At 48.5% G+C, this 25,918-nt stretch carries 22 protein-coding genes and 1 tRNA gene; 10 read left to right on the forward strand and 13 right to left on the reverse strand.

Features of this window, described 5'->3' with window-relative positions:
- Positions 1-31: 31 nt before the first annotated feature.
- Both ACOIT5_RS09855 and ACOIT5_RS09860 read right to left on the reverse strand, forming a co-directional pair.
- Positions 32-4,027, reverse strand: coding sequence for a hybrid sensor histidine kinase/response regulator transcription factor (locus tag ACOIT5_RS09855; protein WP_423130300.1), 3,996 nt, complete (start codon positions 4,025-4,027; stop codon positions 32-34).
- Between the two features lie 126 nt (positions 4,028-4,153).
- A complete protein-coding gene (locus tag ACOIT5_RS09860; RefSeq protein ID WP_423130301.1) occupies positions 4,154-4,639 on the reverse strand; it encodes a regulatory protein RecX in 486 nt (161 codons plus the stop codon).
- A gap of 151 nt (positions 4,640-4,790) precedes the next feature.
- Between ACOIT5_RS09860 and ACOIT5_RS09865 the strand changes: the two genes are divergently transcribed.
- Genes ACOIT5_RS09865 through ACOIT5_RS09880 form a run of 4 tightly spaced genes read left to right on the forward strand, consistent with a single transcriptional unit; the run spans position 4,791 to position 9,809 of the window.
- Entirely contained in the window at positions 4,791-6,332 is a 1,542-nt protein-coding gene (locus ACOIT5_RS09865) for a TolC family protein (RefSeq protein WP_423130302.1), read from the forward strand.
- A 19-nt stretch (positions 6,333-6,351) separates the two neighbouring features.
- On the forward strand, positions 6,352-7,344 hold the full coding sequence (locus ACOIT5_RS09870; protein ID WP_423130303.1) for an HlyD family secretion protein: 993 nt from the start codon (positions 6,352-6,354) through the stop codon (positions 7,342-7,344).
- A gap of 5 nt (positions 7,345-7,349) precedes the next feature.
- Complete coding sequence (locus ACOIT5_RS09875) at positions 7,350-8,549, forward strand: ABC transporter permease (RefSeq protein ID WP_423130304.1); 1,200 nt, start codon at positions 7,350-7,352, stop codon at positions 8,547-8,549.
- Between the two features lie 36 nt (positions 8,550-8,585).
- Positions 8,586-9,809, forward strand: a complete 1,224-nt coding sequence (locus ACOIT5_RS09880; RefSeq protein WP_423130305.1) for an ABC transporter permease — start codon at positions 8,586-8,588, stop codon at positions 9,807-9,809.
- Here ACOIT5_RS09880 and ACOIT5_RS09885 read toward each other — a convergent pair.
- Positions 9,799-10,422 (reverse strand): ribonuclease HII, encoded by a 624-nt coding sequence (locus ACOIT5_RS09885; RefSeq protein ID WP_423130306.1) that lies wholly within the window; start codon positions 10,420-10,422, stop codon positions 9,799-9,801. The two genes, ACOIT5_RS09880 and ACOIT5_RS09885, sit on opposite strands and share 11 nt — an antisense overlap.
- Positions 10,423-10,580: 158 nt before the next feature.
- On the opposite strand from ACOIT5_RS09885, the gene ACOIT5_RS09890 reads away from it, so the two are divergent.
- From ACOIT5_RS09890 to ACOIT5_RS09905, 4 genes are all read left to right on the forward strand, one after another.
- Positions 10,581-11,237, forward strand: coding sequence for a DUF3267 domain-containing protein (locus tag ACOIT5_RS09890; protein WP_423130307.1), 657 nt, complete (start codon positions 10,581-10,583; stop codon positions 11,235-11,237).
- A 90-nt stretch (positions 11,238-11,327) separates the two neighbouring features.
- Positions 11,328-11,400 (forward strand) — tRNA-Gln (locus tag ACOIT5_RS09895).
- 298 nt (positions 11,401-11,698) lie between these two features.
- Positions 11,699-12,178 (forward strand): Arm DNA-binding domain-containing protein, encoded by a 480-nt coding sequence (locus tag ACOIT5_RS09900; RefSeq protein WP_423130308.1) that lies wholly within the window; start codon positions 11,699-11,701, stop codon positions 12,176-12,178.
- 16 nt (positions 12,179-12,194) lie between these two features.
- Complete coding sequence (locus ACOIT5_RS09905) at positions 12,195-12,947, forward strand: metallophosphoesterase (RefSeq protein WP_423130309.1); 753 nt, start codon at positions 12,195-12,197, stop codon at positions 12,945-12,947.
- Between the two features lie 98 nt (positions 12,948-13,045).
- On the opposite strand, the gene ACOIT5_RS09910 is transcribed toward ACOIT5_RS09905, so the two are convergent.
- The gene (locus ACOIT5_RS09910) at positions 13,046-13,408 is read right to left on the reverse strand and encodes a DUF2200 domain-containing protein (protein WP_423130310.1); all 363 of its coding nucleotides are present in this window, start codon (positions 13,406-13,408) and stop codon (positions 13,046-13,048) included.
- A 192-nt stretch (positions 13,409-13,600) separates the two neighbouring features.
- Here ACOIT5_RS09910 and ACOIT5_RS09915 point away from each other — a divergent pair, with 192 nt between their 5' ends.
- Both ACOIT5_RS09915 and ACOIT5_RS09920 read left to right on the forward strand, forming a co-directional pair.
- Complete coding sequence (locus ACOIT5_RS09915; RefSeq protein ID WP_423130311.1) at positions 13,601-14,485, forward strand: carbohydrate kinase family protein; 885 nt, start codon at positions 13,601-13,603, stop codon at positions 14,483-14,485.
- Positions 14,486-14,653: 168 nt separating this feature from the next.
- The gene (locus tag ACOIT5_RS09920) at positions 14,654-15,367 is read left to right on the forward strand and encodes a hypothetical protein (protein ID WP_423130312.1); all 714 of its coding nucleotides are present in this window, start codon (positions 14,654-14,656) and stop codon (positions 15,365-15,367) included.
- Positions 15,368-15,397: 30 nt separating this feature from the next.
- Here the strand turns inward: ACOIT5_RS09920 and ACOIT5_RS09925 are convergent, their stop codons facing one another.
- From ACOIT5_RS09925 to lpxD, 9 genes are all read right to left on the reverse strand, one after another.
- Positions 15,398-16,825, reverse strand: a complete 1,428-nt coding sequence (locus ACOIT5_RS09925; RefSeq protein ID WP_423130313.1) for a Gfo/Idh/MocA family protein — start codon at positions 16,823-16,825, stop codon at positions 15,398-15,400.
- A 48-nt stretch (positions 16,826-16,873) separates the two neighbouring features.
- Positions 16,874-18,424, reverse strand: coding sequence for a family 16 glycoside hydrolase (locus tag ACOIT5_RS09930; RefSeq protein ID WP_423130314.1), 1,551 nt, complete (start codon positions 18,422-18,424; stop codon positions 16,874-16,876).
- Between the two features lie 11 nt (positions 18,425-18,435).
- The gene (locus ACOIT5_RS09935) at positions 18,436-19,605 is read right to left on the reverse strand and encodes a uroporphyrinogen decarboxylase family protein (protein WP_423130315.1); all 1,170 of its coding nucleotides are present in this window, start codon (positions 19,603-19,605) and stop codon (positions 18,436-18,438) included.
- A 12-nt stretch (positions 19,606-19,617) separates the two neighbouring features.
- A complete protein-coding gene (locus ACOIT5_RS09940; protein ID WP_423130316.1) occupies positions 19,618-20,883 on the reverse strand; it encodes an MFS transporter in 1,266 nt (421 codons plus the stop codon).
- A 46-nt stretch (positions 20,884-20,929) separates the two neighbouring features.
- Positions 20,930-21,943, reverse strand: coding sequence for a GntR family transcriptional regulator (locus ACOIT5_RS09945; protein ID WP_423130317.1), 1,014 nt, complete (start codon positions 21,941-21,943; stop codon positions 20,930-20,932).
- A gap of 126 nt (positions 21,944-22,069) precedes the next feature.
- The gene (locus ACOIT5_RS09950; RefSeq protein WP_423130318.1) at positions 22,070-22,552 is read right to left on the reverse strand and encodes a hypothetical protein; all 483 of its coding nucleotides are present in this window, start codon (positions 22,550-22,552) and stop codon (positions 22,070-22,072) included.
- Between the two features lie 106 nt (positions 22,553-22,658).
- Entirely contained in the window at positions 22,659-23,441 is a 783-nt protein-coding gene (lpxA, locus tag ACOIT5_RS09955) for an acyl-ACP--UDP-N-acetylglucosamine O-acyltransferase (protein WP_423130319.1), read from the reverse strand.
- A gap of 18 nt (positions 23,442-23,459) precedes the next feature.
- The gene (locus ACOIT5_RS09960) at positions 23,460-24,851 is read right to left on the reverse strand and encodes a bifunctional UDP-3-O-[3-hydroxymyristoyl] N-acetylglucosamine deacetylase/3-hydroxyacyl-ACP dehydratase (protein ID WP_423130320.1); all 1,392 of its coding nucleotides are present in this window, start codon (positions 24,849-24,851) and stop codon (positions 23,460-23,462) included.
- A gap of 20 nt (positions 24,852-24,871) precedes the next feature.
- Positions 24,872-25,918, reverse strand: a complete 1,047-nt coding sequence (gene lpxD, locus ACOIT5_RS09965; RefSeq protein WP_423130321.1) for a UDP-3-O-(3-hydroxymyristoyl)glucosamine N-acyltransferase — start codon at positions 25,916-25,918, stop codon at positions 24,872-24,874.

The raw sequence follows: 25,918 nt of genomic DNA on the forward strand, positions 1-25,918 counted from the left end.
AACCGCAGAACAAGAGCAGAACAATATAGTTTTATTTTTCTTCATTTTCCGCCACATAATCCTTGGGCAACACGCCGAAGCGGGCTTTAAAGCATCGGGCAAAATACGACGACGAACTGAATCCGGTCCGGGCGCAGATTTCAGAAATCGCGTAGTCGCCCCGGAGCAGCAGCTCGCCCGCTTTATTCAACCGCAGCACCCGGAGGTAATCGTTCGGCGTCATCCCCGTAATGTTTTTGATCTTCCGGTAAAAGCTGGACCGGCTCATAAACATCGTTTCCGCGATATGATCGATCGAAAAATCCAGCTCGGCAATATGTTCTTCTATTTTTTCGTGTAAGCGTTCCAGGAACTCTTTATCGCGCTTCGGAACCGGCATGCTGGCAACAGCCCGCGACGGATCTGCCGCCAGGAGTTTCTGAAAAGAGATTTTCAGTTGAAGAAGATTTCCGACTTGTTTACGCAAGTACCGCATCGAAAACGGTTTCTCCAGGTACACGTCGGCGCCGTACTCCATCCCTTCGATCTTTGAATCAAGCGCCACTTTCGCCGTTAACAGGATCACGGGAATATGGCTGTAATTGATATCGTTTTTGACCGCTTTGCACAGTTCAAATCCGTCCATTTCGGGCATCATCACATCGCTCACGATCAGATCAATGGTTTCTTCGGGGAGGATATCCAGCGCCTGCTGCCCGTTGTGAGCTTTCAGTACCGTAAAATACGACTTCAGCGAATCTTCGATCATATCCAGCAATTCGCTGTTATCTTCCACCAGCAAAATCCTGGCGTTTTTAAACGGCGCGTCAGGCGTTTCGGCCTCGCCGGGAACGCGGTCGTCGACCAGTTCCCGGATACCTGCCGCCGGAAGTTCTTTATTCGCCGGGAAAAGCTCTTCCTTCCCCGAAAGGAAGGGGATGGATAACACAAACGATGCTCCGTTCCATTCGTTATCCTTTACCGTGATTTGTCCGTGATGATTGTCGGCCAGCGATTTGGAAAATGCCAGCCCAATCCCGGTCCCGGGGCTGCTTTGCGGGTTGTCCGACTGGTAAAAAGCTTCGAATACCTTTTTTTTCTCCTGATCCGGAATCCCCGGACCGTCGTCGACAACACGAATTTCGAAATGATCATCGAAGATTTCCAGGTGAAGTTCAATTTTTGTCCGCGCATGTTTGACCGCGTTCCCCACTAAGTTAATCAGGATCTTGTAAATTTTTTCGCGGTCGATAGCTGCCACCACATCATTTTCGGGCAGCAACAGGTTGATATCGATCTGCTTTAAGGCCGCAGAATAACCAATCTGATCGTGCAGTTCTCTGACCAACTCATGAAGCGAATGAGGACGAAGATCCAGATTAGCCCCCTGGTTTTCTATCTTTTGAAAGTCGAGCAGCTGGTTAGCCACATGAAGCAGATAGTCTACATTGCGGTTAATGACGGCCAGGTATTTTGAGCCTCTCGTGCCGGCATTCTCCTCCGACAACCTTTCGAGCGGAAGTTTGATGAGGCTCAGCGGCGTTCTGATCTCGTGAACCAGGTTGACAAAAAACAGAATCTTCGACTGGTATGCTTCTTTCTCCGTTTTTACCTGGTAATCTTCCAACCGCCGGGTAAACTTTATCCGCGCTTTAGCCGTCAGGTACCGGTAAACCAGGTAACCGGTCCCCACTGTCATCAGGAAGTAAGCCCAGTAAGCATAAACCGAGCGCCACCAGGGCGGCAAAATGGTCAGGCGGATACTTGCTCCTTCCTCATTCCATTTGTAATCATTATTGGTTCCTTTCACCCGGAACACATATTCTCCGGCGGGCAGGTTGGTATACGACGCGAAGTCGGCATGGCCGTTATCCACCCAATTCTTATCAAATCCTTCGAGCACATATTGGTACCTGTTTTTATCCGGCTGCTCGTAACTCAGCGCCCTGAAACTGAAAGTCAGGCTGTTGTTCCCGTACGAAAGCCTTATTTCTTTCGCAGTGTAAACCGGTCCGTCCAGGTTTAACACTTGCTCGCTCTCCTTTTCCCGGATGTTATACAACCGGGCATCGACAATATAAACCGGGGGAATAAAGCGGTTTTCGACAAAATCGTTCGGAAAGAATGAATTGAACCCGTTTATCCCGCCAAAATACAACATATCGGTGCCCGATTTCAGCGATGCCCTGAAATTGAACTGGTTACTTTGCAGCCCGTCTTCCTGGGTAAAAAGTTTCAGGTTGGTCTTATCCGACGGATCAACCCGCAACAGCCCGGCATTGCCCGATATCCAGAAATTGCCCAAAATATCTTCCTCGATGGCGTAAATTACTTTACTCGATAAAATCTGGTTTTGAGGATCGAAGTCGATAAACGATTCGGAACCTTCGTCAAAATAGCACAAACCGCCGCCATTCGTACCGAGCCAGATTCTTCCGTTCAAATCTTTATGAAGCGTGATGATCGAGTTACTGGTAATGGATCCCGACCGATTTTCTTCCCATACATAGTGTTTCCACTGGTTATTTTTAGGATCAAACCGGAATGCGCCGGCATTGTCCGTGGCAATCCAAAGGTAACCCGACTGGTCTTCCAGGATATCAAAGACCGAGGTCATGGTGCCGACAAAATTCATGGTTTCGAAATGATCCAGCAAGCGGTTGTAACGACACAATCCCCAGGTGGTGCCCGCGTAAATGTTTCCTTCCCGGTCGCGGTAAAGCGATAACACATCGTTGCTGCAGATCGTCGTAGCTGAGTTCCGGGTGTGGTTGTATTCGGTCAGCTTGTTCTTTTTCAGGTCCAGAACTTTTAATCCGTTGGCATAAGTCCCGATCCAAAGCCGATCATCATCCAGTAATAAGGACCGGATATCCAGTTTTTGTGTAGTCCCGGGGATGGGATAAGATTTTGCAGTCAGCGTAGTGATGTCCAATAGTTTTAACCCATCCTGGCAGCCAATCCAGATATTTCCGTCGCTGTTTTCGCAAAACCGGCTGATCACCTTGCCGGTACACGAGTTGGGATCATGCGTAGGAGGGTAGTAGTTAAACACGATGGCTTGTTTGGGAAGGTAATTCACGCCTCCCAGGTAAGTGGAGATCCAGAATCCCCCCTCCGCATCCTCCACGATGGCCGAGATCGACTGGTCGCTGAGGCTTCTGGGATTCAACAGGTTGTCGATACGGGTAAATTGTCCTTCCTGGATATGGAAAAGATACAAACCGTTATCGGAACCGATCAGCAGTTCTTTTTCCGAATATTTGGCAATCGCCCGGATGGTTCCGATATGTTGCCTGCCGCTGCTGTATTGCTCGATCTGTTTTGTCCGGCTGTTGAGCGAACACAACATATTGACGCCCATGCTAAACCAAACTTTTTCGTCGGCCATCCGGATACAACTGATTCTCAGGTTCTCCTTGCGGTCGGAAACCGGACTATAGGCATCCAGGTAATTCCCGTTCTGATCGTAGCAAATCAGCCCTTCCTGCAACGACGACGTACAGATCCGGTAAGTCTGATCTTCGCAGATATCCCAAACAAACGACGTATACAGACTGTTTTGCGTCAGAACATTCGTCTTCGGGTCGTAGATAAAAATGCCCTGTCCCAGGGTTGCAATCCAGATTTGCCCTTTGCCGGTCTGAATGATTTTCTTAACCTCGCTGCTGATGGATACGTTATACTGTGTTTTTTTATCAAAGGGCAAAAACCGGCCGCTCAGCCGTTGGTAAATATGAATGCCTTCGCTGGTGCCAACCCAGATATTCCGCTCGCTGTCTTCAAAAAGGGCCTGCACCGAGTTATTTCCCAGCGAGAACTTTTCCTGATGATCACTCCTGAATATTTTGAATTGTTTCCCGTCAAAACGATTCAGGCCATCGCTCGTCCCAAACCACATAAAGCCATAGCTGTCCTGCAAAATACACCATACGGTATTGTGCGACAAGCCATTTTCTACCTGGTATTTCTTGAAATAGAATGATTGAGCAAACGATTGACTGACAATCATACCGGCAAACAGGCAAAATATCCAAAATCTCCTCATAGGTTTTGCTCTTAAAGCCAGAAATTCAGATTCCTGAAAAAAGGAATATGAACCCTGATCAATAATCACGTGATCATTCTTTTAGAAAGAAATGCTGAGCAAAAATAGAATAAAAAAAGATTTCGGCTAATCTCCGACCATTTCAGCAAGCGCCGAATAAATCAAATCCGTTTCAAAACCCCGGCTTTGGGCAAAACGAAACAGTTTGGCTTTCCGGTCGTAAAGATTCAGCGCTTTCACGCTTTTATCCTTTTCCGTCAACAGGCGGACCAGGGTTTCATGGTAAACTTCGTCTCCAATCTCTTCGAGGGCCGACCGGATGATGTCAGGAGCTATTTTTTCGGCTTTCAGGTGGAAGGCTAATTTTATCTTTCCCCATTTGTTGAAGCGAAATTTGTCGCGTACAAAACTGCGGGCAAAGCGTTCCTGATCGATAAATTTTTCATGGACAAGGCGCTCCAGCACAGGCCTGGCTTCTTCCTCCGCCAGACCCCAGTCGTGCAGCTTTTGCTCAATGCTTCCCGGGCTCCGTTCCGACCGGCTGCACAACGCCGCTGCCCGCTGACAGGCATCGCGTTGTTTGTCGCTCCAAACCATAATTCGTTGTTTCAATTAATTGCAAAGGTAACACAGTTCGTCCGATTTTAATTTTCTTTTAAAACTGAATTAAAAATCGAATATAAAAACGATTTGTTCAAATTTTTGTTCCTTACTTTGTGCCGGAAATCAGAAACAGAATCGTATCACCTAACAGAACAAGAATATGTTAGCAAAAAATCAGGTCAGGTTCATGATCATCCGGGTCGTCGTGGGTATTGGCATGAGTTTGAATACTTATGCGCAGCCGTCCGTCCCCAGGATGTTGACCTTCGACAAAGCCTACGAGCACATGATGTCTCATAGCCATGTGTTGAAACAAGCCGATTATCAAATCAGCGAAAAAGAAGCTCAGGTAAAGGTAACGGCCGGCTTGCGGGCTCCAAAAATCTCCCTGACCGGGATTGCGGCCCAATTATCCGATCCGCTTCATTTGGATTTAACACCGGTACGCGACGCCATCGACCCGCTTTACAGCGCTCTTGGAAATTACGGCGTATTTTCAGGCGTTCCGAATCCCGATCCGGCCACGAACTCCCTGATGCCCGTTTTACCCGACGACATCAGTACCGCGGCTGTTCGCCGGCAATTGCTCGAAGGGCAGCAGGCGATTCAAGCCGCCGATTGGGACAAGATGATCCAGGAAGAACGGTTTGCCAGTCTGAGCGCCAACCTGACCTGGCCGCTGTTTACCGGGGGCAGGATAAATGCCGCCAACGAGGCTTCACGCATTTATAAAGAAGAAGCCGGATTACAGAAGGAACAAAAGCAAGCCGAATTATTGAGCGAACTGGTTACGCGCTATTACGGACTGGTCCTTTCGAAAGCATCGGAGCAAGTGAGGAAACAGGTGCTGGCCGCCATGGAAAAACATTTGTACGATGCGCAAAAGCTGAGCGAAGAAGGTCAGATTGCCCAGGTGGAAAAACTACACGCGGAAGTGGCAGTGGCAGAAGCCGAACGCGAATTACAGAAAGCCGCCCGCCAGTCGTCGATGCTTGAACGGGCCTTGCAGAACACCCTGGCTCTGTCCGAAACCGACTCGCTTGTCCCGGTCAGTAAATTATTCATCCTGCGAAATACGGGCGATATTCATGAATACATGGCCCTGGCCCGGACCAACAGTCCCTTGCTCAGGCAGGTGGGTTCGAAAAAAGACCTCGCCGAAACGGGACTGAAAGCCGAGAAAAGCAATTACCTGCCCACGCTCGCCCTGACCGGCATGTACGATATTGCCAATAAGGACCTGTCGCCGTACATGCCGGGGTGGATGGTTGGTCTTGGCCTGAACTGGACCTTATTTGACGGAGCTGCCCGTTCGCAAAAAATACAGGCTGCCCGATTTAAAATAGAACAGGTGAATGAAGCCGGACAAAAAGCGGATGCCGACATCGGCACACTGATCCAGAAACTGCACCACGAACTGTCCATGCAGGCAGAACAACTGGTCAGCCTGGACAAATCGCTGAAGTTTGCCCAAACCTATGCCGAAAGTAAAGAAAAGGCCTTCTCCGAGGGGCTCTCCTCCTCTTCCGAACTGGTGGACGCCCAATTGCTGGTCGCCCGGTTCAGAATTGAACGCCTGCAGGTGATGTACCAGTACGATCTGGCCCTGGCGTCGCTGCTGCAAATATGCGGTACACCGGAGCAATTTGCCGGCTATCCGCTTCGCGACGATGTCATTTTCGGATCGGCAGATGAACACTGAAAACATAAAAAAGATACAGATGAACAAGACAAGAAACTTTATCATTGGCTTATTTTTTACGGCCCTGCTGATTTTTGTGCTTTATACCAGCTGGTTGATTACCCGCCCGGTACCGCTCGAAATCCAGGGAGAAATGGAAGCCACACAGATCCGGGTAGCCTCGAAAGTTCCCGGCCGCATCGACCGGATTGCTGTTAAAAAAGGACAACAGGTACAGAAAGGCGATTTCCTGTTCGCTATCAACAGTCCCGAAATCGAGGCCCGGCTGCAACAGGCTACTGCGGCCCGCAATGCGGCGGCCGCGCAAAGCCTCAAAGCCAAAAACGGAGCGCAGGAAGAAGATATTCAGGCGGCTTACAGCACTTACCTGAAAGCCGAGGCTGCAGCCCGTCTGCATGAAAAAACCTTTCAGCGGGTTTCCAATCTTTTTGAAGCCGGCGTAGCGCCCGAACAAAAGAAAGATGAGGCAGAAACCCAGATGAAAGCGTCGCGCGAAACGGCCAACGCGGCCAGATTGGTATGGGAAAAAGCGCAGAAGGGGGCAAGGTACGAGGACAAAGCAGCCGCGCAGGAACTGGTAAACCAGGCCGAAGGTGCGATTACCGAACTGGAATCGTATCTGAAAGAAACCCAGATCAGCGCCCCCGCGAGCGGCGAAATTTCGAACATCATTTCCGAAGAAGGAGAACTGGTAGGCACCGGTTTCCCGGTAATCACCATCCTTGATTTACAGGACAACTGGGCCACCTTATTCGTCCGGGAGGATTTGCTGGCCGACATCCGGATGGGAAGCGAGTTTAAAGCAGATATCCCCGCCTTAGGCAAAAAAGAGGTCGTTTTCAAAGTCAACTACATCAGCCCGATGGCCGATTTTGCCACCTGGACATCGACCAAAACATCCGGCGGATTCGATCTGAAATCATTCGAAATACACGCTGTACCCCTTGAAAAGCAGGAAGGACTGCGCCCGGGAATGAGCGTACTGGTAAACTGGAAACAATTCAGAAATTAATTGAAATGAGCAAGGGAACGGAAACGGCCTTCTTCCGCAACAATCCGCTTTTCCGGGTGCTTTTTCGGGAAATTGACCGGATGACGGGTTCCTCCATCTACGTGTTTACCACGTTGATCGGCCCCCTGATTGCGTTTATCATCCTGCTGGCTGTTTTTTCTGAAGGAGTTCCCCGCGATCTGCCCGTAGGCCTGGTTGACCGGGACCGTACTGCTTTGTCGCAAAAAATCGGGATGTGGATCAATGCCACGCCTGAAGCCAGCATTGTACTTCACCTGCCCGATACCGGCGAGGCTTACAAACAGCTGGAGGAAGGGAAAATCGAGGCAGTGATCGTCATTCCTGAAGGAACAGAAAAAAATATCCTGAAAGGGAGTCAACAAAAAATCCCTGTATTTATCAATAATACCAATATCCTGAAAGGCGGTTACCTCCAAAAGGGAATCTATAAAGCGATGGCCACCCTTTCCGGGGGAATCAAACTTCAGGTTGCCCAAAAAAAGGGGCAGTCTGAAAGCCAGGCGATGGGCACCGCGCACCCCGTCAGGTTACATCAGCATGTTTTGTTTAACCCCTACGGAAATTACTCCTATTTTCTGCTCACAGCCTTATTACCCCTGATGGTAGTGGTTTTCACCTTGCTCACAACCGTGTATGCCGTAGGAACGGAAGTGCGCGAGGGAACCGGCCCGGATTGGATCAACCAGGCTTCGGGCAGTGTGATTGTGGCTGTTACCGGGAAACTGGTTCCCTACACCCTGCTGTTTGGTATTGTGTCGGTGGTGATGAATGTGATCATCTTTATTCAAATGGGAACTCCGCTGCGGGGCGAATTCCTGCTGATTATGACAGGCGAACTGGCCCTGGTTCTAACCTATCAGTTGCTGGGCGTGTTTTTGGTTGCTTTAACCGCCAACCTCCGGCTGTCGCTTTCGCTGGGAAGCGCTTATTCGATGATGGCCCTCACTTTTTCCGGCCTTACCTTTCCGGCTGCGGCTATGCCGGCGGTTGCCGAGGGATTCTCGTACGCTTTCCCGTTTACCTATTGGGTTCATATTTTTATATCGCAGGCCATCCGCGGCGAAGCCCCGGTGTACGGCATGAAGTCCCTGAGCATGTTTCTCGTGTTCATCTTTATCGCGGTACTAAGCCTGCCGCGCTTAAAACGCGTCTTGCAGCAGGAAAAATACTGGGGCAAAATATAGTGTGCATCAACGATTAAACGGAGTGAATTTTTCAGTATGTTCAAAAAAATAAGAACGGGTATTTCCATGACCGGCCAATTTTACCGGGACGAGATGAAGGCCATCATCCAGGATAAGGGCGCACTGCTGATTCTGTTAGGCGCCGTGATCATTTACCCCATTGTTTATTCCCTGGCCTATCAACCTGAAATTGTCAGGCAAATCAGCACGATCGTGGTCGATATGGACCACAGCGCTGCCAGCCGGCAGCTAATCAGGATGGCGGATGAAACGGAACAAATTCAGGTGGTTAGCTACGCGCACAGCATGGACGAAGCCCGCCGGATCTTTTTCTCGAATAAAGAAACGGGCGGTATCCTGGCGATTCCTTCCGGTTTTGAAAAACAACTGCTGAACGGGCAACAAGCCGACGTGTCGGTTTATGCCGATGGCAGTTTTTTCCTGATTTACCGGCAGGTGCTGAGCGGGGCGGTAAGCTCGGTCGGAACCTTTGCCGCCGGTGTTGAAATTAAAAAGCTCATGGCCGGCGGACAATCGTATGATCAGGCTGTTGAATCGCGCGACCCCCTGTCGGCCGATCTGCATTTTTGGTTTAACCCTTTTTCGGGCTACGGAAGTTTTATTATGCCGGGACTGATCCTGATCATTCTCCAGCAAACTTTATTGATTGGCATTGGCATGATCGGCGGCACCGGCAAGGAAATAAACCGTCACAGTTACCTGGTACCGGTCGCCTTGCGACGGGGAGGCGTATTGCCCATTCTTTTCGGAAAAACATTCAGCTACCTCACCATTTACCTGTTCAACAGTATCCTGACGATGGTCTGGATTCACCATTGGTTCGGCTATCCCGACCGGGCCGGCTTTTTGCATGTACTGATGCTGACTGTGCCTTTCTTACTGGCAGTCATTTTTTTGGGGATTACCATATCCGTTTTATTCCGCCGCCGCGAATCATCCATCCTGTTTATGGTCTTTTTATCTCCCATTGTGCTGTTCATCAGTGGAGTATCCTGGCCGGCTTCTTCAATCCCCGGCTTCGTTTACCAGCTGGGGCATGTGTTTCCAACCACCGTCATGGTCCCTGCCTATTTAAGGTTAAAGGTGATGGGGGCCGGTTTGGAAGCGGTACGGCACGACTACCTGTTGCTGCTGGTGCAATGCGGCGTCTATTTCCTGACAGCCGCCGCAGCTATTTATCTGGAAGCCCGGCATAACCAAAAACAGGAAACAAAAAACCAAGCGGAGTTTACGGCATGAAGTCCAGCGTTAACTGATCTTCCAGCAGGCGAAACGTCATGCGGTGAAAAGGCGATGTGCCGGTTTGACGAATCGCGTCGCGGTGTGCTTTAGTAGGATATCCTTTGTTTTTGTCCCACGCATAGTGCGGGTATTTCAAATGAAGTTCATTCATCAGGTCGTCGCGGTAGGTTTTTGCCAACACAGAGGCTGCCGCGATCGGTAAAAATTTGCCGTCGCCTTTTACAATACAACTGTGCTGAATGCCGGGATAGGGTTTAAACCGGTTTCCGTCGATTAGCAAGTATTCCGGGAAGGTGTTAAGTTGCTGAATGGCCCGGTGCATGGCCAGAATAGACGCATTCAGGATATTGATCCGGTCAATTTCAGCATGAGTGACCAGGCCAACTCCAAAAGCGACCGCCTGCGCTTCAATCAGCGGACGAAGCAGATAGCGTTGCTTTTCCGTCAGCTTTTTGGAGTCGTTCAGCAGTTCATTTTTAAAATCAGCCGGCAGAATGACCGCCGCAGCCACTACCGGACCAGCCAGGCAACCACGTCCGGCTTCATCGCAGCCGGCTTCAATCCTTCCTTCATTCAGAAATAATTGTAACGTGTTTTTCTCCTTACCCATGTTTACCCGTTAAAACAGCCCGCAATTTAGTTTATTCTGCGTTGGCATATTTGAAAGCCGGCCGGTTTTTAGCCGCTTTTTGCCGGCAATGTCCAAATTAACGGTTTTTCATTAAATTCACCAGCCTGATGCTGTTGAAAATGATTCAGACTAAAAACATGAGCAGGTTGAAACCGGAAGATTTGATCCATAGCGATGATTTTGAATTATTGGCGGAAGTGGAGCACGATCAGATCAAACAGTTTGTTTTAGAACAGATCAGCCCCTCGGTGTACCTGATCAGGTGGTTCTCAGCTTACCAGGTAGCCATGATCGCTTTGTTCCTGTTTTTGACGGGCAAAGCCGGCTTTTTGTTTTTCAGGGGAATGAATGAGGCCATCCAGCAGATGGGCTTAGCCCTTCTGTTTTCGTTTACCGTCCTGATTGTCCTGCATGAATTGATTCACGCGCTGGCTTATTGGACCTTGGGTTACAGGCGACTGAGATTTGGAGCCATCCTGAAAAAATTTGTCTTCTATGTTGCCTCCGACCAGGAAGTTATCGGGTATTCCGCTTTTCGGATGGTCGCTTTGACCCCGTTCGTGCTGGTTAAACTGGCCTGTTTGGCCGGGGGGCTGTTTTTCTGGTCAACACCATATGCCTATTTCTTTTTCAGCGTAATGTGTGTCCATTCGCTCTTTTGTGCCGGCGACATGGCGATGCTGGCATTTTACCGGATTCATTCCGACAAGGAGATTTACAGCTTTGATGATCTGAAATCAGGCAAAACATTCTTTTATTTCAGAATAAGCCCAAAAACGGGTGTTGTTAAATAATTGAGTTGCGGACCTGCATTTTTTACCGAAAGTTTCGGACCTGATTCCGTGTGAATTTGATTATTCCGTATATTTGTCGCCTGAAGAAACTGTCCTGTGGTGTAATTGGCAACACGTCTGATTCTGGATCAGAAGAGTTTAGGTTCGAGCCCTAACAGGACAACAAAAAGGGAATCCAAAAGATATCAAAAGCACTTAAAATCAACGTTTTAAGTGCTTTTTTATTTAACAGCACTTCAGAATAAACCATAAATGGTCAAGGTAAGCGAGACCATATCGAGACCTATTCGGATTTATCAGCAACAGGTCTCGGTAAAAATCATAACTCTCTGGTATTTAGAATTTAATTGATTCAATTTGGTGCATTTTGGTTGTTGTTTTCAGACTCTTTCGTGCGTATCTTGGGAGACCAGGCGAGACCTAATCTGCACCTCAATTAATAATTTTAAAAATTGCAGGTTATGAGAATTACAATCAATCTTTCGTTGAAGAATTCCAAGTCAGGCTCCACGGGTAAAACTCCTGTTTATGCGCGCATCACGCTGGAGGGGAGGCGGGCTGAGATTTCAACCGGTATATTTGTTGATCCGGAACAGTGGGATAACCACCGACAGCTGATTTCCGGGAAAGGTGAACCGGTCACTATCCTTAACAACCGGCTCAGTAAATTTGTCTCTAAAGTTAACGACTTCTATAACCAGTTAGTTGCCATCGGTGAAGATTTTGATATTACAGACCTGAAAGAACGTATCACGGGACCAAAAAACCAAAAGCAGGTTCGGGACATGTTTGATCTGACGATTCAATCAGTTGAAGGTAAACTCGGTCATGGTTATACGTATAGCACGTTAAAACATTACCGTACCTGCCGAAAAAGGCTGGATGAGTTTATCCGAAAACAATACGGCAGAACGGATATGGCCTTAAGTCGGGTCAATTAACAATTTCCGGATTCTTTTGATCTGTTCCTCCGACCTTCATCTGGAATTTACCCAAAACAGGGATTTCCTGCGCAAAAAACCGTTGCAGCCCAAGGGGAATGTCCTGTTGTTGGCGGGCGATATTGTGCCTTTTGCCATCATGGACAGGCACGAGGATTTTTTCAGCTACATTTCAGACCACTTCGAAACAACCTATTGGATTCCGGGCAACCATGAATATTACCACTCCGATTTGGATGAAAGATGCGGAACATTGAACCAAAATATTAAAAAAAATGTCCACTTGGTCAACAACCTGATGGTAGAGCATGGTGAGATTCGATTTATATTCTCGACTCTTTGGACCAAAATCAGCCAAGTCAACCAATGGAAGATTGAAGGAAATTTGAGTGATTTTCAAGTCATCAAATTCAATCATGCCCATTTTTATTCCGATCAGTACAACCGCTTGTTTGAAGAGAGTTTATCCTTTTTGAAAGAAGGACTACACCACAGGTACACCGGTAAAACAATCGTAGTAACCCACCATGTTTCTACCTTTCTAAATTACCCGGAAAAATACAAGGACGATATTTTGAATGAAGCCTTTGCCGTGGAATTGTATGATTTAATTGAAGCAAGCGGTCCTGAATATTGGATATTTGGCCATCATCACACAAATGTTCTCGGTTTTGAAATCGGGAAAACAAAGCTGATGACGAATCAAGTAGGCTATGTGCAGTATGGGGAGCATGTGCATTTCCGTACTGCAGCAATTTTTAAAGTATGATTTTCTTTATACCAGAATATTAACAATCAAGTGTTTATATCGACGTTGGGTTTTTAGAGATGCCCTTATATTTCTTAACGAACTATTGAGATAAATTCTTACTTTCTCAAAATCTTATCCATTGTTTTTCCCTTGGCCAATTCATCAACCAACTTATCTAAATACCTGACTTGTTGTGTTAAGTGATTTTCGATCTTTTCGACCCGATAGCCACAGATTATACCGGTAATGAGGTGAGCATTCGGGTTCAATACAGCATGCTGAAAAAACGTCTCAAAAGTTACTTCTTTTTCGATGAGTTCTTCCAGCTTTTTTTCATCATAACCCGTTAGCCACCGAATTACCTGATGCAATTCTTCTTTCGTTCTGCCTTTTTTCTCAACTTTTGTGAGGTAGTGTGGATATACCGAGGCGAATGTCATTTTTGCAATACGCCAATCGTGATTGTTTGCCTGGTTCATATGTTGTGTTTTCATGTTGATCTCTCAAATTTAAAAAAAATGAATGATTCTGCTTTTAGGTGGATTTATCTGCCGGTGTAAATTTCTGCACGGGCGGAAGCTGGGTACTGTTAAATTCAACCCTAAGTCTGCCATACTCGCATAAAAGAGTAAATTTGGTGTTGATTTTGGAAAGAAATGAAAATCGTTCATATGAAGCAAAAATCATTGGTGATCGGAATTGGGGAACTGTTGTGGGACGTTCTCCCCGGGCAGAAGAAGATTGGCGGGGCGCCTGTCAACTTTGCCTATCATGTATCAAAACTCGGCATGGAAAGTATGGCCATCAGCGCGGTCGGAAAAGATGATCTCGGGACTGAACTGATCGGTTTCCTGAAACATCTGAAAATCAACTACGATGTTCAGGAAACTGATTACCCGACAAGTACCGTGTTGGTTCATTTGAACGGGCAGGGAGTTCCCCGGTATGAAATATGCGAGCCGGTGGCCTGGGATTTTATCCGGATGAAACCGGAGTGGGAAGACATCGCCCGTAATGCTTCGGCGGTTTGCTTTGGATCACTGGCCCAACGCGGCGAAGTTTCGCGTGAGGCCATCCGGCAATTTGTTAAAATGACGCCCGGTCAGGCCTATAAAGTATTCGACATTAACCTGCGGCAACACTTTTATTCGGAACAGTTAATCAACGATTCGTTAAACCTGTGCAATGTCCTCAAAATAAATGACGAGGAACTGGACACCGTGGCGGCCATGTTTGCTTTATCCGGCACACAGGGAGAAATCTGCCGGAAGCTGATCGATGCTTATCAGTTAAAATTGCTGGTACTGACTTGCGGCACAGACGGGAGCTACCTGTACTCCGCCGGTCAAACAAGTTTTAAAGAAACACCTTTGGTCAAAGTGGCCGACACGGTCGGCGCAGGCGATTCGTTCACAGCCGCCATCGTATCGGGCCTGTTAAATGGCGATGCCATTGACGAAATGCACGAAACAGCGGTAAAACTTTCGGCTTTTGTTTGTACCGTGCACGGAGCTATGCCCGAATATCACCGGAAAGACATCGAACATCTTTGTTAAAACAACTAAAATCGATTTGGAAATAAGCGGGAACTTATAAAACCGGAAACCAAGCCGGATCAGCGCCCGAAAATTTCGGCGCCGGAAAAACCGAAACTACCCATCGGCGGGGCCGTATAAGCTGAAGTTTGAATGTATATTCGTCAGTATAAACTCAATGCAAGGCGTATGCGATACCTGGTGATTCTTTTTTTGCTGATCGGCTTTAATCAGCTGGCGGCTCAGGAGCAGATCGGTGAGTCCTCCGGCCGTCAGGAAGAGGCTGAGAGCCGTCAGATTTCTGTGCTGATTGTTGATCAGTGCGAATTGGTTCCCGCCGGATTCATTTTAAACAAAAAGAGGAGGGAAGTACTGGCCGAAATGTGCCGCGACTATTTCACCGCGATGGAGGCCTCCCTGCTGAAGGCGCCCAATGTGGAACTGAGCAGAGACAGCCTTCTTCCGCGTGGATTTATCAGTAATCAACTGACCGAACAAATGCAGGCGGCCGCCCTGGATTATGCACTCGTGTTTAATCTTTTCGAGTCCGGATTCTGGCAATCGGAGGTGATTGTGGATAAAGATTGGGAGGGCACTAAAACCCGGACCGCAGTTTATCAGGTCTTTTGCAAAACCCATGTCGATATTTATAACCGGGACGGAATATTGCTGAGCCGCGATGTGACAAATACAGCCTATCATTCGGAACGTACGGTGTTAAGCGGACTGCTGGCGCGCGGACCTTCGTACGAGGCCAATAAAAAGGCCATTGGAGATATGGCCCGGAGTAACCTCGAGGAAACGCTCGCCCTGGTGATTGCCACGATAAAACCAACTCCTCATCCACAAAAGCGAATTGACGAGGAGGAGCTTTTGATTCTGGAGCCGGGGTTGCCCGAATAAAATGAATCGTAAAATATCGGTTAAACCACTTTAAACCTGATCGGGAACAACAAAAGGCGCCCGGTAATCCCGGCTAAGCAGGGCGTTGGCTTCCGTGTCGTTCTTAAATTTCATGATTGACGGATCAAATTCCAGGGTCCGCCCCAGACGGTAAGCAATATTTCCGAGATGAATGAGCGCGCAACTGTAAAAACCCTCCTCAATATCGGCTTTGGCCAGCGACTGGTCATTGGCCCGAATCGCCCGGATAAAATTTTCGTAGTGGTTTCCCAAACCGCTGCCTGATTCGGCTGGTTGGCGGTCTCTTCCTTTATAAACCTGCCATTCATTTACATTTTTGCTCATGTAGCCTTCAGACCCGTAAAAGAGGTTCCCGATATTATCGGACGAACTGGTCATGTACGTGTTGTTTTTCTCTTCAACCGGATGCGGAAAACCTTCCGGATTGCTCATCCAGTGTCTCACTTCAAACTGCATCAGTTTCTTTTTGTTGCCGGTTGCGCCGGGTGCCGGAAATTCAAACAGGGTCATCAGGTTGTTTGGGGTATCCTGCGCGTCATCAAAAAGAAAATGGCCGCCCATCGCCGCGATTTTCACCGGGAGTTTCACGTTCAGTCCCCAGCGCGCGATGTCTATTTCATGGACACCCTGGTTGCCCATATCGCCGTTGCCGTATTCCCAGTTCCAATGCCAGTTGTAGTGAAAGCGGTTCCGGTTAAAGGGTTTTTCGGCTGCCGGGCCCTGCCACAGGTTATAATCCACATTTTTCAGGTATTCGCGGGTGTAGGCCGGCTCATGGTTGGCGCTTCCAACAGTCAATGCAAATTTTTCGTTTTCATTCATCGGTCCGTCCGGGTATTTCCCGATCGAATTTCGCCACTTGTAACACATCCCTTTGGCCAGGTACACCTCGCCCAGTTTGCCCGAGTGCAGGTACTCGGCCATGCCAAGCGCGCATGGGTTGCTGCGTTGCTCGGCCCCGTCCTGCACGATCACCTTGTATTTTTGCGCCGCTTCCACCAGTTTTTGTCCTTCGTACAAGTTATGGCAGCAAGGTTTTTCAACCGATACGTGCTTACCCGCCTGGATGGCCCAGATCGATGCCAGCGCATGCCAGTGGTTGGGCGTTACCACCGAAACCGCATCAATTTCTTTGTCTTCGTAAAGTTTGCGCAAATCCTGGTAGAGCTTCGGTTCGCGCAGTCCCTTGTCGGTGAAATGTTTTTTCACCCTCTCGGGGAAAAGATTCTTGTCGATATCGCACAAGGCGCGTACTTCAACATTTTTTAGTTGCTGATAAGACTGGATGTGGCTTTGTCCCATCCCGCGGATTCCGATAACTGCCACGTTAACCCGGTCGTTGGCGCCTTTCCAGCCGTTTCCGGTGAGGATGGTCGGAGCCGTAAGGATACCCAGGTTTCCTATGGCGGTTGTTCTGATAAAATTTCTTCTTTTCATGGTCATTCTTGTTCGGTTAATCGTCGGTTTCTGTTTAGGGGATGAATATCATTCTTTGATCTTGATGTTTCGGAAATGAACGGTACTGCCGTGGTCCTGTAACAGCACATGTCCTTCCGGCCAGATTCCGAAACCTTCCACATCTCTAAATTTGCTTTCGGCAATTTTAGCTTTGAAATCCTCGCTCCCGCGTTCATATTCGAGTATTTTTTTGCCGTTCAGCCAATGCTCTACCCGCTTGTCGCGGCTCACGATCATGCTTTCGTTCCATAAACCCAGCGGACTTGGACGTTTGTCGGGAGCGGCCGGATAGATTTCGTACAGCGAACCGAGGGTATGATAATCGTTGGGCTGCATTTTCCCTTCCAGCATCCAGGGGTGGTTCTGATCGTCCAGAATTTGATACTCCAGCCCGTATCCGTAAGCTTTATGGTCGCCGATTCCTTCATGTACATAATATTTCAGACCGCTGTTTCCTCCTTTGGTCACCATCTTCCACTCCCATTTCAGAATAAAATTACTGTATTGCTTTTTTGTAATCACATCGCCTCCGCTGCCTGATTCAGCGCCTCCCCGGCCATTGGCGATCAGTTCGCCATTTTCAGTTTTCCATCCGGTTTCCGGAAAGGTATCCTGGTTGATAGCCCGCCACTGGTCGGTTGATTTGCCATCGAACAGAAGTTGCCAGCCTTCCTTCTTTTCTTCGGTAGTCAGCGTGTTTACCGGGAGGGCATATTTCCGTCTGAAGCTTTTCCAGGTTTCGCTGCTTTTTTTCAAATAATCCTCCGGCGATCCGTTCAGCCTGTAACACTGGATACCGATGGGGCCGGTGTAACCCTTGTCTGCCAACAGTTCAACCAGCCGGTAAACGTCGAATGTACCTTCGCCCAGAGGTTGTATCAGTTGGTTCCAGTCCATCTGCTGGGTGTTGCCGCCGTCGGCTCCGGAAACCGATACCGCAAAAAGTTTTGGCAACATGAGGTTGATCACACTGACGAGGTTTTCTTCCGAATCGGTTTTCAGAAAGTGACAGAGGTTAAACACTGAACCGACATTTTCGCGGTTTGTTTTTTGTGCCAGACGAAACGAATCGTCCGCTTTTTCGGCCAAAAAATTTACATGATGATAAATCGCAATCCTGACCCCCCCGGGCCCGGCCAGATCTGCCAGTTCCTGTAACACGGGAACAATCCGTTCATCGGCAGCTTCATCCGATGGATTGTACTTTTTGGAATGAATGTGGCACCAAAGAATAATTCCCGTCCCCTTTAGTTTGGGAATGACTTCTTTCCATTCAGGCAGGTAGGGTTCCGCCTGATCGATGTCAATTTTTAAATAATCAGCATAGATTTTCAATCCCTGCTTTTGAAGAGCATCTTTTAGCTCCGTGATCCCGGAGATTTCGCGATGTTCGATGCCGTCAAAACCCAGTTCTTTCAACAATAAAGCCTGTTCATAAAATGACAGGGGAACGGTTTCCTGCTTGTTGAATGCATTGTTAAAAACAAAAACCGGGTTCTTCAGCTCTTTTTTGTTATTTGTGGTCGTGCAGGCCATGCCGGCCAGAAGTAAGGTTAAAATGCCAATCAGTGATTTCATTCGATATCGATTTAATATGTTCCGTATTGCTGAAGGGTATCCCACATGGCCCAGAAATTTTCGGGCGAAACGTCGTCCTGCACGTTGTGTACCGGTGCAAAAACAAACCCGCCGCCGGGGGCCATAATGTCGATAATCCGTTTCACCTCGTCGGCCACCTGTTGCGGCGAACCGTTATTCAGGGTTGATTGGGTATCTACCCCGCCGCCCCAGAAGGTGAGCACATCGCCAAAGTCGCGTTTCAGGCCAACCAAATCCATTCCGGTTGCGGTAAACTGTACCGGGTTCAAAATATCGAGCCCGGCGTCGATCAGGTCGGGAAGAATTTCGCGGATGGCGCCGCAACTGTGCATGAATATTTTTACGTGGGGCAGGCGTTTTTTAACATGCGAAAAAATGGTTTTAAAGCGCGGAATAACCATTTGCCGCAGGGTATCCGGGTCAATAATGGTGGCGCTTTGCGAACCCAGGTCATCGCTTTCGGAAATCACCTGAATTTTTTGTTCATTGCCGGTTTCAATGGCCCAATCGATCATAGCATCCCAGTAACGGATTTTATCTTCCACGATGATGTCGAACAACGCTTCAACGCCTGCAGGGTCGAGCATGGTGTCGAGATACCAGTTTTCGTAGCCCCGGATGCGGAGGCTGTTTTCGGTCAGCCCGGCGGTATTCCGGTCGGCGATACCGCAAAAATCGCCCACTTTTACAATCTGCTCATCCAGGTATTTCCGAAGGATTGAGATATAGGTATCCCAATCGGGACGAGGAAGCAGGTGCAGTGATCCGGAAAGCGTCTCTGCCTTTCCGATGGGCGACGAAATCAGGTTGAAATAAATATCCTTCCCTTTCTCGTATCGCCAGTCGCAGCCATAGAAGTCGGTCACCTTGGTGATGTCGCCCAAAACCCGTTTGGCGTTCCGGTAATCGGGAATCCGCTTGGCGCCTAAGCGGCGCGTGTCCGACTTTAAAAAACGCAGGGTTGCTTCACCCGGCGTAATAATCTGCTGGATCGGATCAATTTCGTCGTCGCCAATGTCGCACGACAGGCCGCGGTATTGCATGGCCCGCAGGTAGGCATTTCTGGTAATGGCGGTGACCGTTGTTCCGGCCAGATCGTACGGAATCCGGTCGGGTTCCTGGTGGTTTAGGCTTTTGATGATTCGTTCACGGCTATTCATCGGTCGGATTTATTAAATGTTAACGGGTTCAATTTTTGGAACTAATAAGTGAACAGCCAGCAGGGCAATTAAATATCCGCAACCGGCAATAGCAAAGGGGATGGCATAGCCATCGGCACCAATATGCTGAAGTATTTTGCCGACGCCAAAAGCCACTATGGCGCCGCCAACGGCACCGGCAAAGCCTCCAAAGCCAGCAATTGATCCGGTCGCTTTCTTCGGGAAAATATCCGACATCAGGCTAAACACGTTGGCCGACCAGCCGCAATGCCCCCCGGCGGCCAGGGCAATCAGCCCGACGGCTACCCATAAGCCGGACGTGTGCGGCACCATCATCACCGGGACGGCAACCAAACCGCAGGCCAGCAGGCCAAGTTTTCGTCCTTTGTTGAGGCCGAATCCCATTTTCAGGAATTTTGACGACAGCCAGCCCAGGAAGATGCCAATCGCCCACGAGGCCAGGTAAATGGTAAAAAAAGGCAAGCCGATATCTTTCAGGTTAACGCCAAACTTTTCGTTTAGGAATTTGGCGCCCCAGAACAGGTAAAACCACCAAATGGGGTCGGCCATGAATTTGGCCAGGGCAATTGCCCAGGCGCCGCGGTGCGGGAGGATATCTTTCCAGCCAACACGCTCGTTGTTTTCTTCCTGCCCGCTGTCGGAATGAATGTATTGAAGTTCCGTTTCCGAAACCCGCGTGCTTTGTTCGGGCCTCCGGAAATATTTCAGCCAAAGCAGCGCCCAGATCACACTGATCGGGAAGGTCCAGAGGAAACCCACCCGCCAGTTATCGAAACTGAGCACCAGCGCCGGAATGATGAGCGGCGAAAGGATGGTACCCAGGTTGGCGCCCCCGTTGAAAATGCCCACAGCGAGCGCACGGTCTTTCTTTGGAAACCATTCGGCTACCGCTTTTATGGCCGAAGGAAAATTTCCCGACTGTCCGATAGCCAGGCTGAAACGCGCCACCGCAAAACCGATCCACGAACGGGAAAGCGCGTGCCCCAAGGTGGCCAGGCTCCAAATTCCGATCGACAGGAGATATCCTTTCCGGGTGCCGATTCGGTCGATGAGTTTTCCCATCAGGATGAAACAAATGGCATAGGCGATCATGAACACGCTGTTGATGAGGCCGTATTGCTCTTCTGACCAGCCAATGCTCTTTTGCAGGTCGGGAGCCAGGATGCCCAGCGCCGACCGGTCGATGTACAAAATAGTGGTGGCAACAAAGAGCAGAGACAGAATCACCCAGCGAAAGTTGGTTGGTGTTTTTTTCATATCAGGTTCGTTCGGTTCGGTTGTTTTATTGTTTTTGACAGTTGATTTACAGTGAATTTCGGATAATGACATCCGGATGGAATAATTCGGTTGTTTTTTCCGGCTTATTGATGAACCGGGAAATGGATTCGCCCATTTTCGCGAAGTCGGCGCTCACCACCGTGATCCCGTTTCGGATAATCTCTTTCATGGGCGTTTCGTTATAGGAGAGGATGCCCAGTTCGTTCCCGAGACGAAGTCCCAATTCTTCGCCGGTTTTGATCAGCGCGATCAAATCGCTGTCCTCGATCACCCAAAACGCGCAGGCTTTTGAAACCAAATTGCGGGTCAACCTGGGTTCAACGCGATGGGTGATCTTGTTTTCGGTGCAAAATTCGGTAAAAGCGAGTGTAATTTCCTGCGGATGCCCTTTTCCTGAAGGAAAAATCAGGGTGAATTTCTCATATTTTGCCAGATGAGCTTTTAGCTTTTCCAACGATTTCTTTAGACCTGAATAAAAATCCTGGGTGATCGCCGAAACGCCGTCCAATAAAGGAGGCCGGATAATTTGTAACAGTTTTTTTGGTGGCACACGAGACATCAGCGCTTTTACCCGGGGATCGTCGAAGCCGGTAATCACGTACAAACCATACGAGCCCAGGTTTTCGAGCAAAACAGATTTAAAGATGCCGGGATTACAATGGTGAAAGTACAGGTCGATGGTTATATCCGGATCATTAACGCCTTCAATCAGCCGATTGTACAAGGTTTCGTGGTACGAATAAAATCCGGTCAGGAACAGGAACACCTTCAACTCGCGTTTTCCGTTGACGTCTTTTACGTAATAGCCAACTTTGTCCTCGGCTACAATCATTCCCCGTTCTTTCAGGATATTCAACGCTTTTACCACTGTCATGCGGGCAACGCCCAGTTTTTTGATCAACTTATTGACCGACGGAAGCGGATCTCCCTTCCCAATCGCATTCGCGTCAATAGCTGCCAAAATACCGGCTACAATTCCGTCTCTTTTCGACCGGTGGCGCTGTTGTTCCGAAATAATAAACTCGAAGATATCAGACATAATTCCACTCTATTCTACCATCAAAGATACAATGCCTTGTTTGCGAATTGATTATCGGTAGAATAGAATCGTTCGGGTAGAACAGTAGTTTAAAATGGGTTTAAATTACGCGATTACGTTTTCTGTTTAAAATCCAAATCCGAAATGAATACCAACGGATGCGTGAGAATCTTCGCGGTCGATGCCCAGGCCAATCATGGGGCCGAGGTGAAATTCGCCGAGGCGGAATTCGTAAAGTAATTCGAGGTGGCCGGACAGGCTGGTGTGTGTTTTCCCCTCTTCTTTTGCAAAGGTAAGTCCCGGGCCTGCGCTCAGCGAAAAGCCTTCCATAAACTCGTAGTTAATCAGACTGGTCAGCGTATTGTGCGTATGATCGTCGAGGATGGATTCGTAGCCCAGACCAACCGATACCGGGCTGTGTTCGGTTAAGCGGTAGTAATAATGGAGATGAATACCGGGAACAAGGTTGTTTTCGTTGAATATGCTGGTCGCGCCTGCTCCCAGGCCGATATGATGCCGGTGGTGATCATGTGCGCCGGGGCGATCGACGTCCTGGGCATAAATAAACCGGGTAAAAGCCAATAATATGATGAGAAGGATCAGTTTCATTTTTCTGATTTTTTTATTCCCTGTTAGAAACAAGAGTTGACCAGAAATGTTGAAAAAAACCGGATTTTAGGGTCCGGTTTCTGTCTATCTTCGGTTTCTTCTGTAATTAATCAGGGAAATATCCGCGAATAATACCGCGTTTTGAATCTTTCACGAAAAGCAGAATTTCATCGCGTTCCGGGGTTGCCGGCATTTCTGCTTCAATAATTTCGATGGCCTGGGTCGTATTCAGCCCTTTTTGATAGATATAGCGGTAAATGTCCTGTACTTCGCGTATTTTATCATTATTGAAGTTCCTTCTTCTTAAGCCAATCGAATTAATTCCGACATACGACAAGGGTTCGCGGCCGGCTTTGATGAACGGGGGAACATCTTTTCGCACAAGCGAACCTCCCGAAAGCATCACGTGTGTGCCGATGCGTACAAACTGGTGTACCGCGCTCATGCCGCCGATAATGGCCCAGTCGTCGATAATCACTTCGCCGGCCAGCTGGGTGCTGTTCACCAGAATCACATTGTTTCCCACAATGCAGTCGTGAGCCACATGCACATAAGCCATAATAAGGCAATTGTTGCCAACAACTGTTTTTCCGCGGGCAATGGTTCCGCGGTTGATGGTTACGCATTCGCGGATGGTGGTATTGTCTCCGATTTCTACCGTGGTATATTCGCCTCTGAACTTCAAATCCTGAGGTATACCCCCGATCACAGCCCCGGGAAAAATACGGCAATTTTTGCCAATACGGGTACCGGGCAGGATGGTGGCATTTGAGCCAATACGGGTACCTTCTCCGATAACAACATCCTTGTCGATTGTAACAAATGGTTCAATCACTACATTGTCTGCTACTTGAGATTCAGGATGTACATAAGCTAGTGGTTGTTTCATCTTATAATTGTTTTCTTCTTATTCTGATTTTACGATCTGGGCCATAAATTCACCCTCGGCAACAACAGTTTGGCCAACAAAACACAAACCCCTCATGTTGGCAATACCTCTTCGGATGGGGGCTGTCAATTCGAGCTTAAAGATAATGGTATCGCCGGGAACTACTTTCTTGCGGAACTTGACATTATCGACGCGGATAAAGTAGGTCGAATATTTCTCGATCCGGCTGTGTAACACGTAAAGGCCGCCGCACTGCGCCATCGCTTCAATCAGCAACACGCCCGGCATCACCGGTTCGTCGGGGAAGTGTCCCAGGAAAAAAGGTTCGTTTGCGGTTACATTTTTGACTCCAACAATATAGTTGTCGCCAATCTCGGTAATTTTATCGACCAACAAAAACGGGTAGCGGTGAGGCAGGCATTTTTTGATTCCGTTAATGTCCAAAATCGGTTCCTGGTTGGGGTCGTAAACCGGAATGGCGTTTTTTACCTTCTGGCTCAGGATTTCCTTCTTCAGCAATTTGGCAAATTCGGTATTGACCGTATGCCCGGGTTTGGTGGCGATGATGCGTCCTTTGATTCGCATACCGGCCAGGCTCAGGTCGCCAATCACATCCAACAGTTTATGGCGGGCGCATTCGTTATCAAACTGAAGGTCCAGGTTATTCAGGATACCCTGGCTTTCGCTAACTTCAACCCGCTTGTGGTTAAACAAATCGGCCAGGCGGTCCAGTTCGTCCTGTCCTACTTTCCGGTCGATAATCACAATGGCATTGTCGAGGTCGCCGCCTTTTACCAGGTTATTTTGCAGCAGGAACTCCAGCTCGCGGAGGAATACGAAGGTCCGGCAAGCTGCAATTTCGGTTTTAAAGTGTTCGATTTGGTCGAGCGAGGCAAACTGGTTGTTTAATACACTCGAGTTGAACGAGATCAATACATTCAGCCGGTAATCGTCGTCGGGCAGGGCAATGATCTCGGAGCCGGTATGGGGATCTTTGTAAACAATTTTTTCTTTGATGATCAAATATTCCCGTTCTGCATCCTGCTCAGCCAATCCGGTTTTTTCAATTTCTTCCACGTAATAACGGGCGCTGCCATCAAGGATGGGCATTTCCTGGTTATCCACTTCAATCAGCACATTATCCAGATCCATCCCGATCAGGGCGGCCAGCGCATGTTCAATCGTGCTCAGCCGCGCTTCGCCTTTGGCAATGACCGTGCCTCGCGAGGTGTCGACCACCAGCGAAGCATCGGCTTCAAGAATGGGCTGGTCCGGCAGGTCAACACGTTTAAATTTTATTCCGTGATTTTCGGGGGCGGGTTTAAAAACAGCATTTACCAGGCAACTGGTATGTAAGCCTTTTCCGCTCAGCGTAAATTCCCCGGCTAACGTTTTTTGTTTTACTGTCATCCGATCTTGTTTATCCGAAGCTATTCTTCGTTTAATTTTGTTTTCAAGGTTTTCAGCTCTTTTTGCAATTCAATGATCTGATCGCGCATTTCGGGCAATCGCCGGTAAACCACAAATGCTTTTACCGCTTTTTCGTGATCCATGGCCGGCGCTCCTAAAACGGTTTTTCCCGCTTTAATGTTGTTGCTAACTCCCGCCATAGCGCCTATCTTCACATTGTCGCCAATGACCAGGTGGCCGGCAATGCCCACCTGCCCTGCAAACATACAATTTTTTCCGACTTTTGTCGATCCGGCAATACCGGTGAGGGCGGCCATAACCGTATTTTCACCGATCTCGCAATTGTGTCCAATCTGGATCAGGTTGTCCAGTTTCACCCCTTTGCGGATGATGGTCGATCCCATCGTCGAGCAATCAATGGTGGTGTTGGCGCCTACTTCAACATCATCTTCGAGGATGACGTTTCCTACCTGTTGTATCTTTTTAAACGATCCGTCTTCGGTGGGGGCAAAGCCAAAACCGTCGGAACCGATCACTGCTCCTGCATGAATGATGCAATTGGAGCCGATTACCGTGTCGTCGTATATTTTGGCGCCGGCATAAATGATCGTGTTGTCGCCGATTTTAACGTTCTGCCCGATAAAAACCTGCGGGTAAATTTTTACCTGGTCGCCGATCCGGCTGTTTGAACCGATATAGGCAAAAGCGCCGAGATAAATTTTCTGGCCGACCGTTGCCGAGGGGTCGATAAACGAAGGTTGTTCGATGCCTTGTTTCTGAGTTTTTGTTTGCTGGTACAGTTCCAGCAAGGAAGCCATCGCCTGGTAGGGGTCGTCGACCCGGATCAGGGTGCAGGGTACCGGCTGTTCAGCCACAAAATCTTTACGAACCAAAACAATCGATGCTTTGGTTTGATAAATGTATTTCTCATACTTGGGATTCGCCAGAAAAGCTAAGGTTCCCGGTGTTCCATCCTCAATTTTCGAAACATTGCTTACGCTTACATGTTCATCGCCTTCAACTGTACCATTCAGAAAATCAGCGATATTGACTGCTTTAAATTCCAT

The sequence above is a fragment of the Gaoshiqia hydrogeniformans genome (assembly GCF_049347105.1).
Taxonomy (GTDB): domain Bacteria; phylum Bacteroidota; class Bacteroidia; order Bacteroidales; family Prolixibacteraceae; genus Gaoshiqia; species Gaoshiqia hydrogeniformans.

What these genes read in the sequence shown, in the direction of transcription:
- ACOIT5_RS09915 (WP_423130311.1), top strand. Translation starts at nt 13,601, where the DNA reads ATGAAGCAAAAATCATTGGTGATCGGAATTGGGGAACTGTTGTGGGAC.
- ACOIT5_RS09950 (WP_423130318.1), bottom strand. Translation starts at nt 22,552, where the DNA reads ATGAAACTGATCCTTCTCATCATATTATTGGCTTTTACCCGGTTTATT.
- ACOIT5_RS09875 (WP_423130304.1), top strand. Translation starts at nt 7,350, where the DNA reads ATGAGCAAGGGAACGGAAACGGCCTTCTTCCGCAACAATCCGCTTTTC.
- ACOIT5_RS09910 (WP_423130310.1), bottom strand. Translation starts at nt 13,408, where the DNA reads ATGAACCAGGCAAACAATCACGATTGGCGTATTGCAAAAATGACATTC.
- ACOIT5_RS09925 (WP_423130313.1), bottom strand. Translation starts at nt 16,825, where the DNA reads ATGAAAAGAAGAAATTTTATCAGAACAACCGCCATAGGAAACCTGGGT.
- ACOIT5_RS09880 (WP_423130305.1), top strand. Translation starts at nt 8,586, where the DNA reads ATGTTCAAAAAAATAAGAACGGGTATTTCCATGACCGGCCAATTTTAC.
- ACOIT5_RS09945 (WP_423130317.1), bottom strand. Translation starts at nt 21,943, where the DNA reads ATGTCTGATATCTTCGAGTTTATTATTTCGGAACAACAGCGCCACCGG.
- ACOIT5_RS09890 (WP_423130307.1), top strand. Translation starts at nt 10,581, where the DNA reads ATGAGCAGGTTGAAACCGGAAGATTTGATCCATAGCGATGATTTTGAA.
- ACOIT5_RS09900 (WP_423130308.1), top strand. Translation starts at nt 11,699, where the DNA reads ATGAGAATTACAATCAATCTTTCGTTGAAGAATTCCAAGTCAGGCTCC.
- lpxA (WP_423130319.1), bottom strand. Translation starts at nt 23,441, where the DNA reads ATGAAACAACCACTAGCTTATGTACATCCTGAATCTCAAGTAGCAGAC.
- ACOIT5_RS09935 (WP_423130315.1), bottom strand. Translation starts at nt 19,605, where the DNA reads ATGAATAGCCGTGAACGAATCATCAAAAGCCTAAACCACCAGGAACCC.
- ACOIT5_RS09870 (WP_423130303.1), top strand. Translation starts at nt 6,352, where the DNA reads ATGAACAAGACAAGAAACTTTATCATTGGCTTATTTTTTACGGCCCTG.
- ACOIT5_RS09940 (WP_423130316.1), bottom strand. Translation starts at nt 20,883, where the DNA reads ATGAAAAAAACACCAACCAACTTTCGCTGGGTGATTCTGTCTCTGCTC.
- ACOIT5_RS09920 (WP_423130312.1), top strand. Translation starts at nt 14,654, where the DNA reads ATGCGATACCTGGTGATTCTTTTTTTGCTGATCGGCTTTAATCAGCTG.
- ACOIT5_RS09885 (WP_423130306.1), bottom strand. Translation starts at nt 10,422, where the DNA reads ATGGGTAAGGAGAAAAACACGTTACAATTATTTCTGAATGAAGGAAGG.
- ACOIT5_RS09960 (WP_423130320.1), bottom strand. Translation starts at nt 24,851, where the DNA reads ATGACAGTAAAACAAAAAACGTTAGCCGGGGAATTTACGCTGAGCGGA.
- ACOIT5_RS09865 (WP_423130302.1), top strand. Translation starts at nt 4,791, where the DNA reads ATGTTAGCAAAAAATCAGGTCAGGTTCATGATCATCCGGGTCGTCGTG.
- ACOIT5_RS09930 (WP_423130314.1), bottom strand. Translation starts at nt 18,424, where the DNA reads ATGAAATCACTGATTGGCATTTTAACCTTACTTCTGGCCGGCATGGCC.
- lpxD (WP_423130321.1), bottom strand. Translation starts at nt 25,918, where the DNA reads ATGGAATTTAAAGCAGTCAATATCGCTGATTTTCTGAATGGTACAGTT.
- ACOIT5_RS09855 (WP_423130300.1), bottom strand. Translation starts at nt 4,027, where the DNA reads ATGAGGAGATTTTGGATATTTTGCCTGTTTGCCGGTATGATTGTCAGT.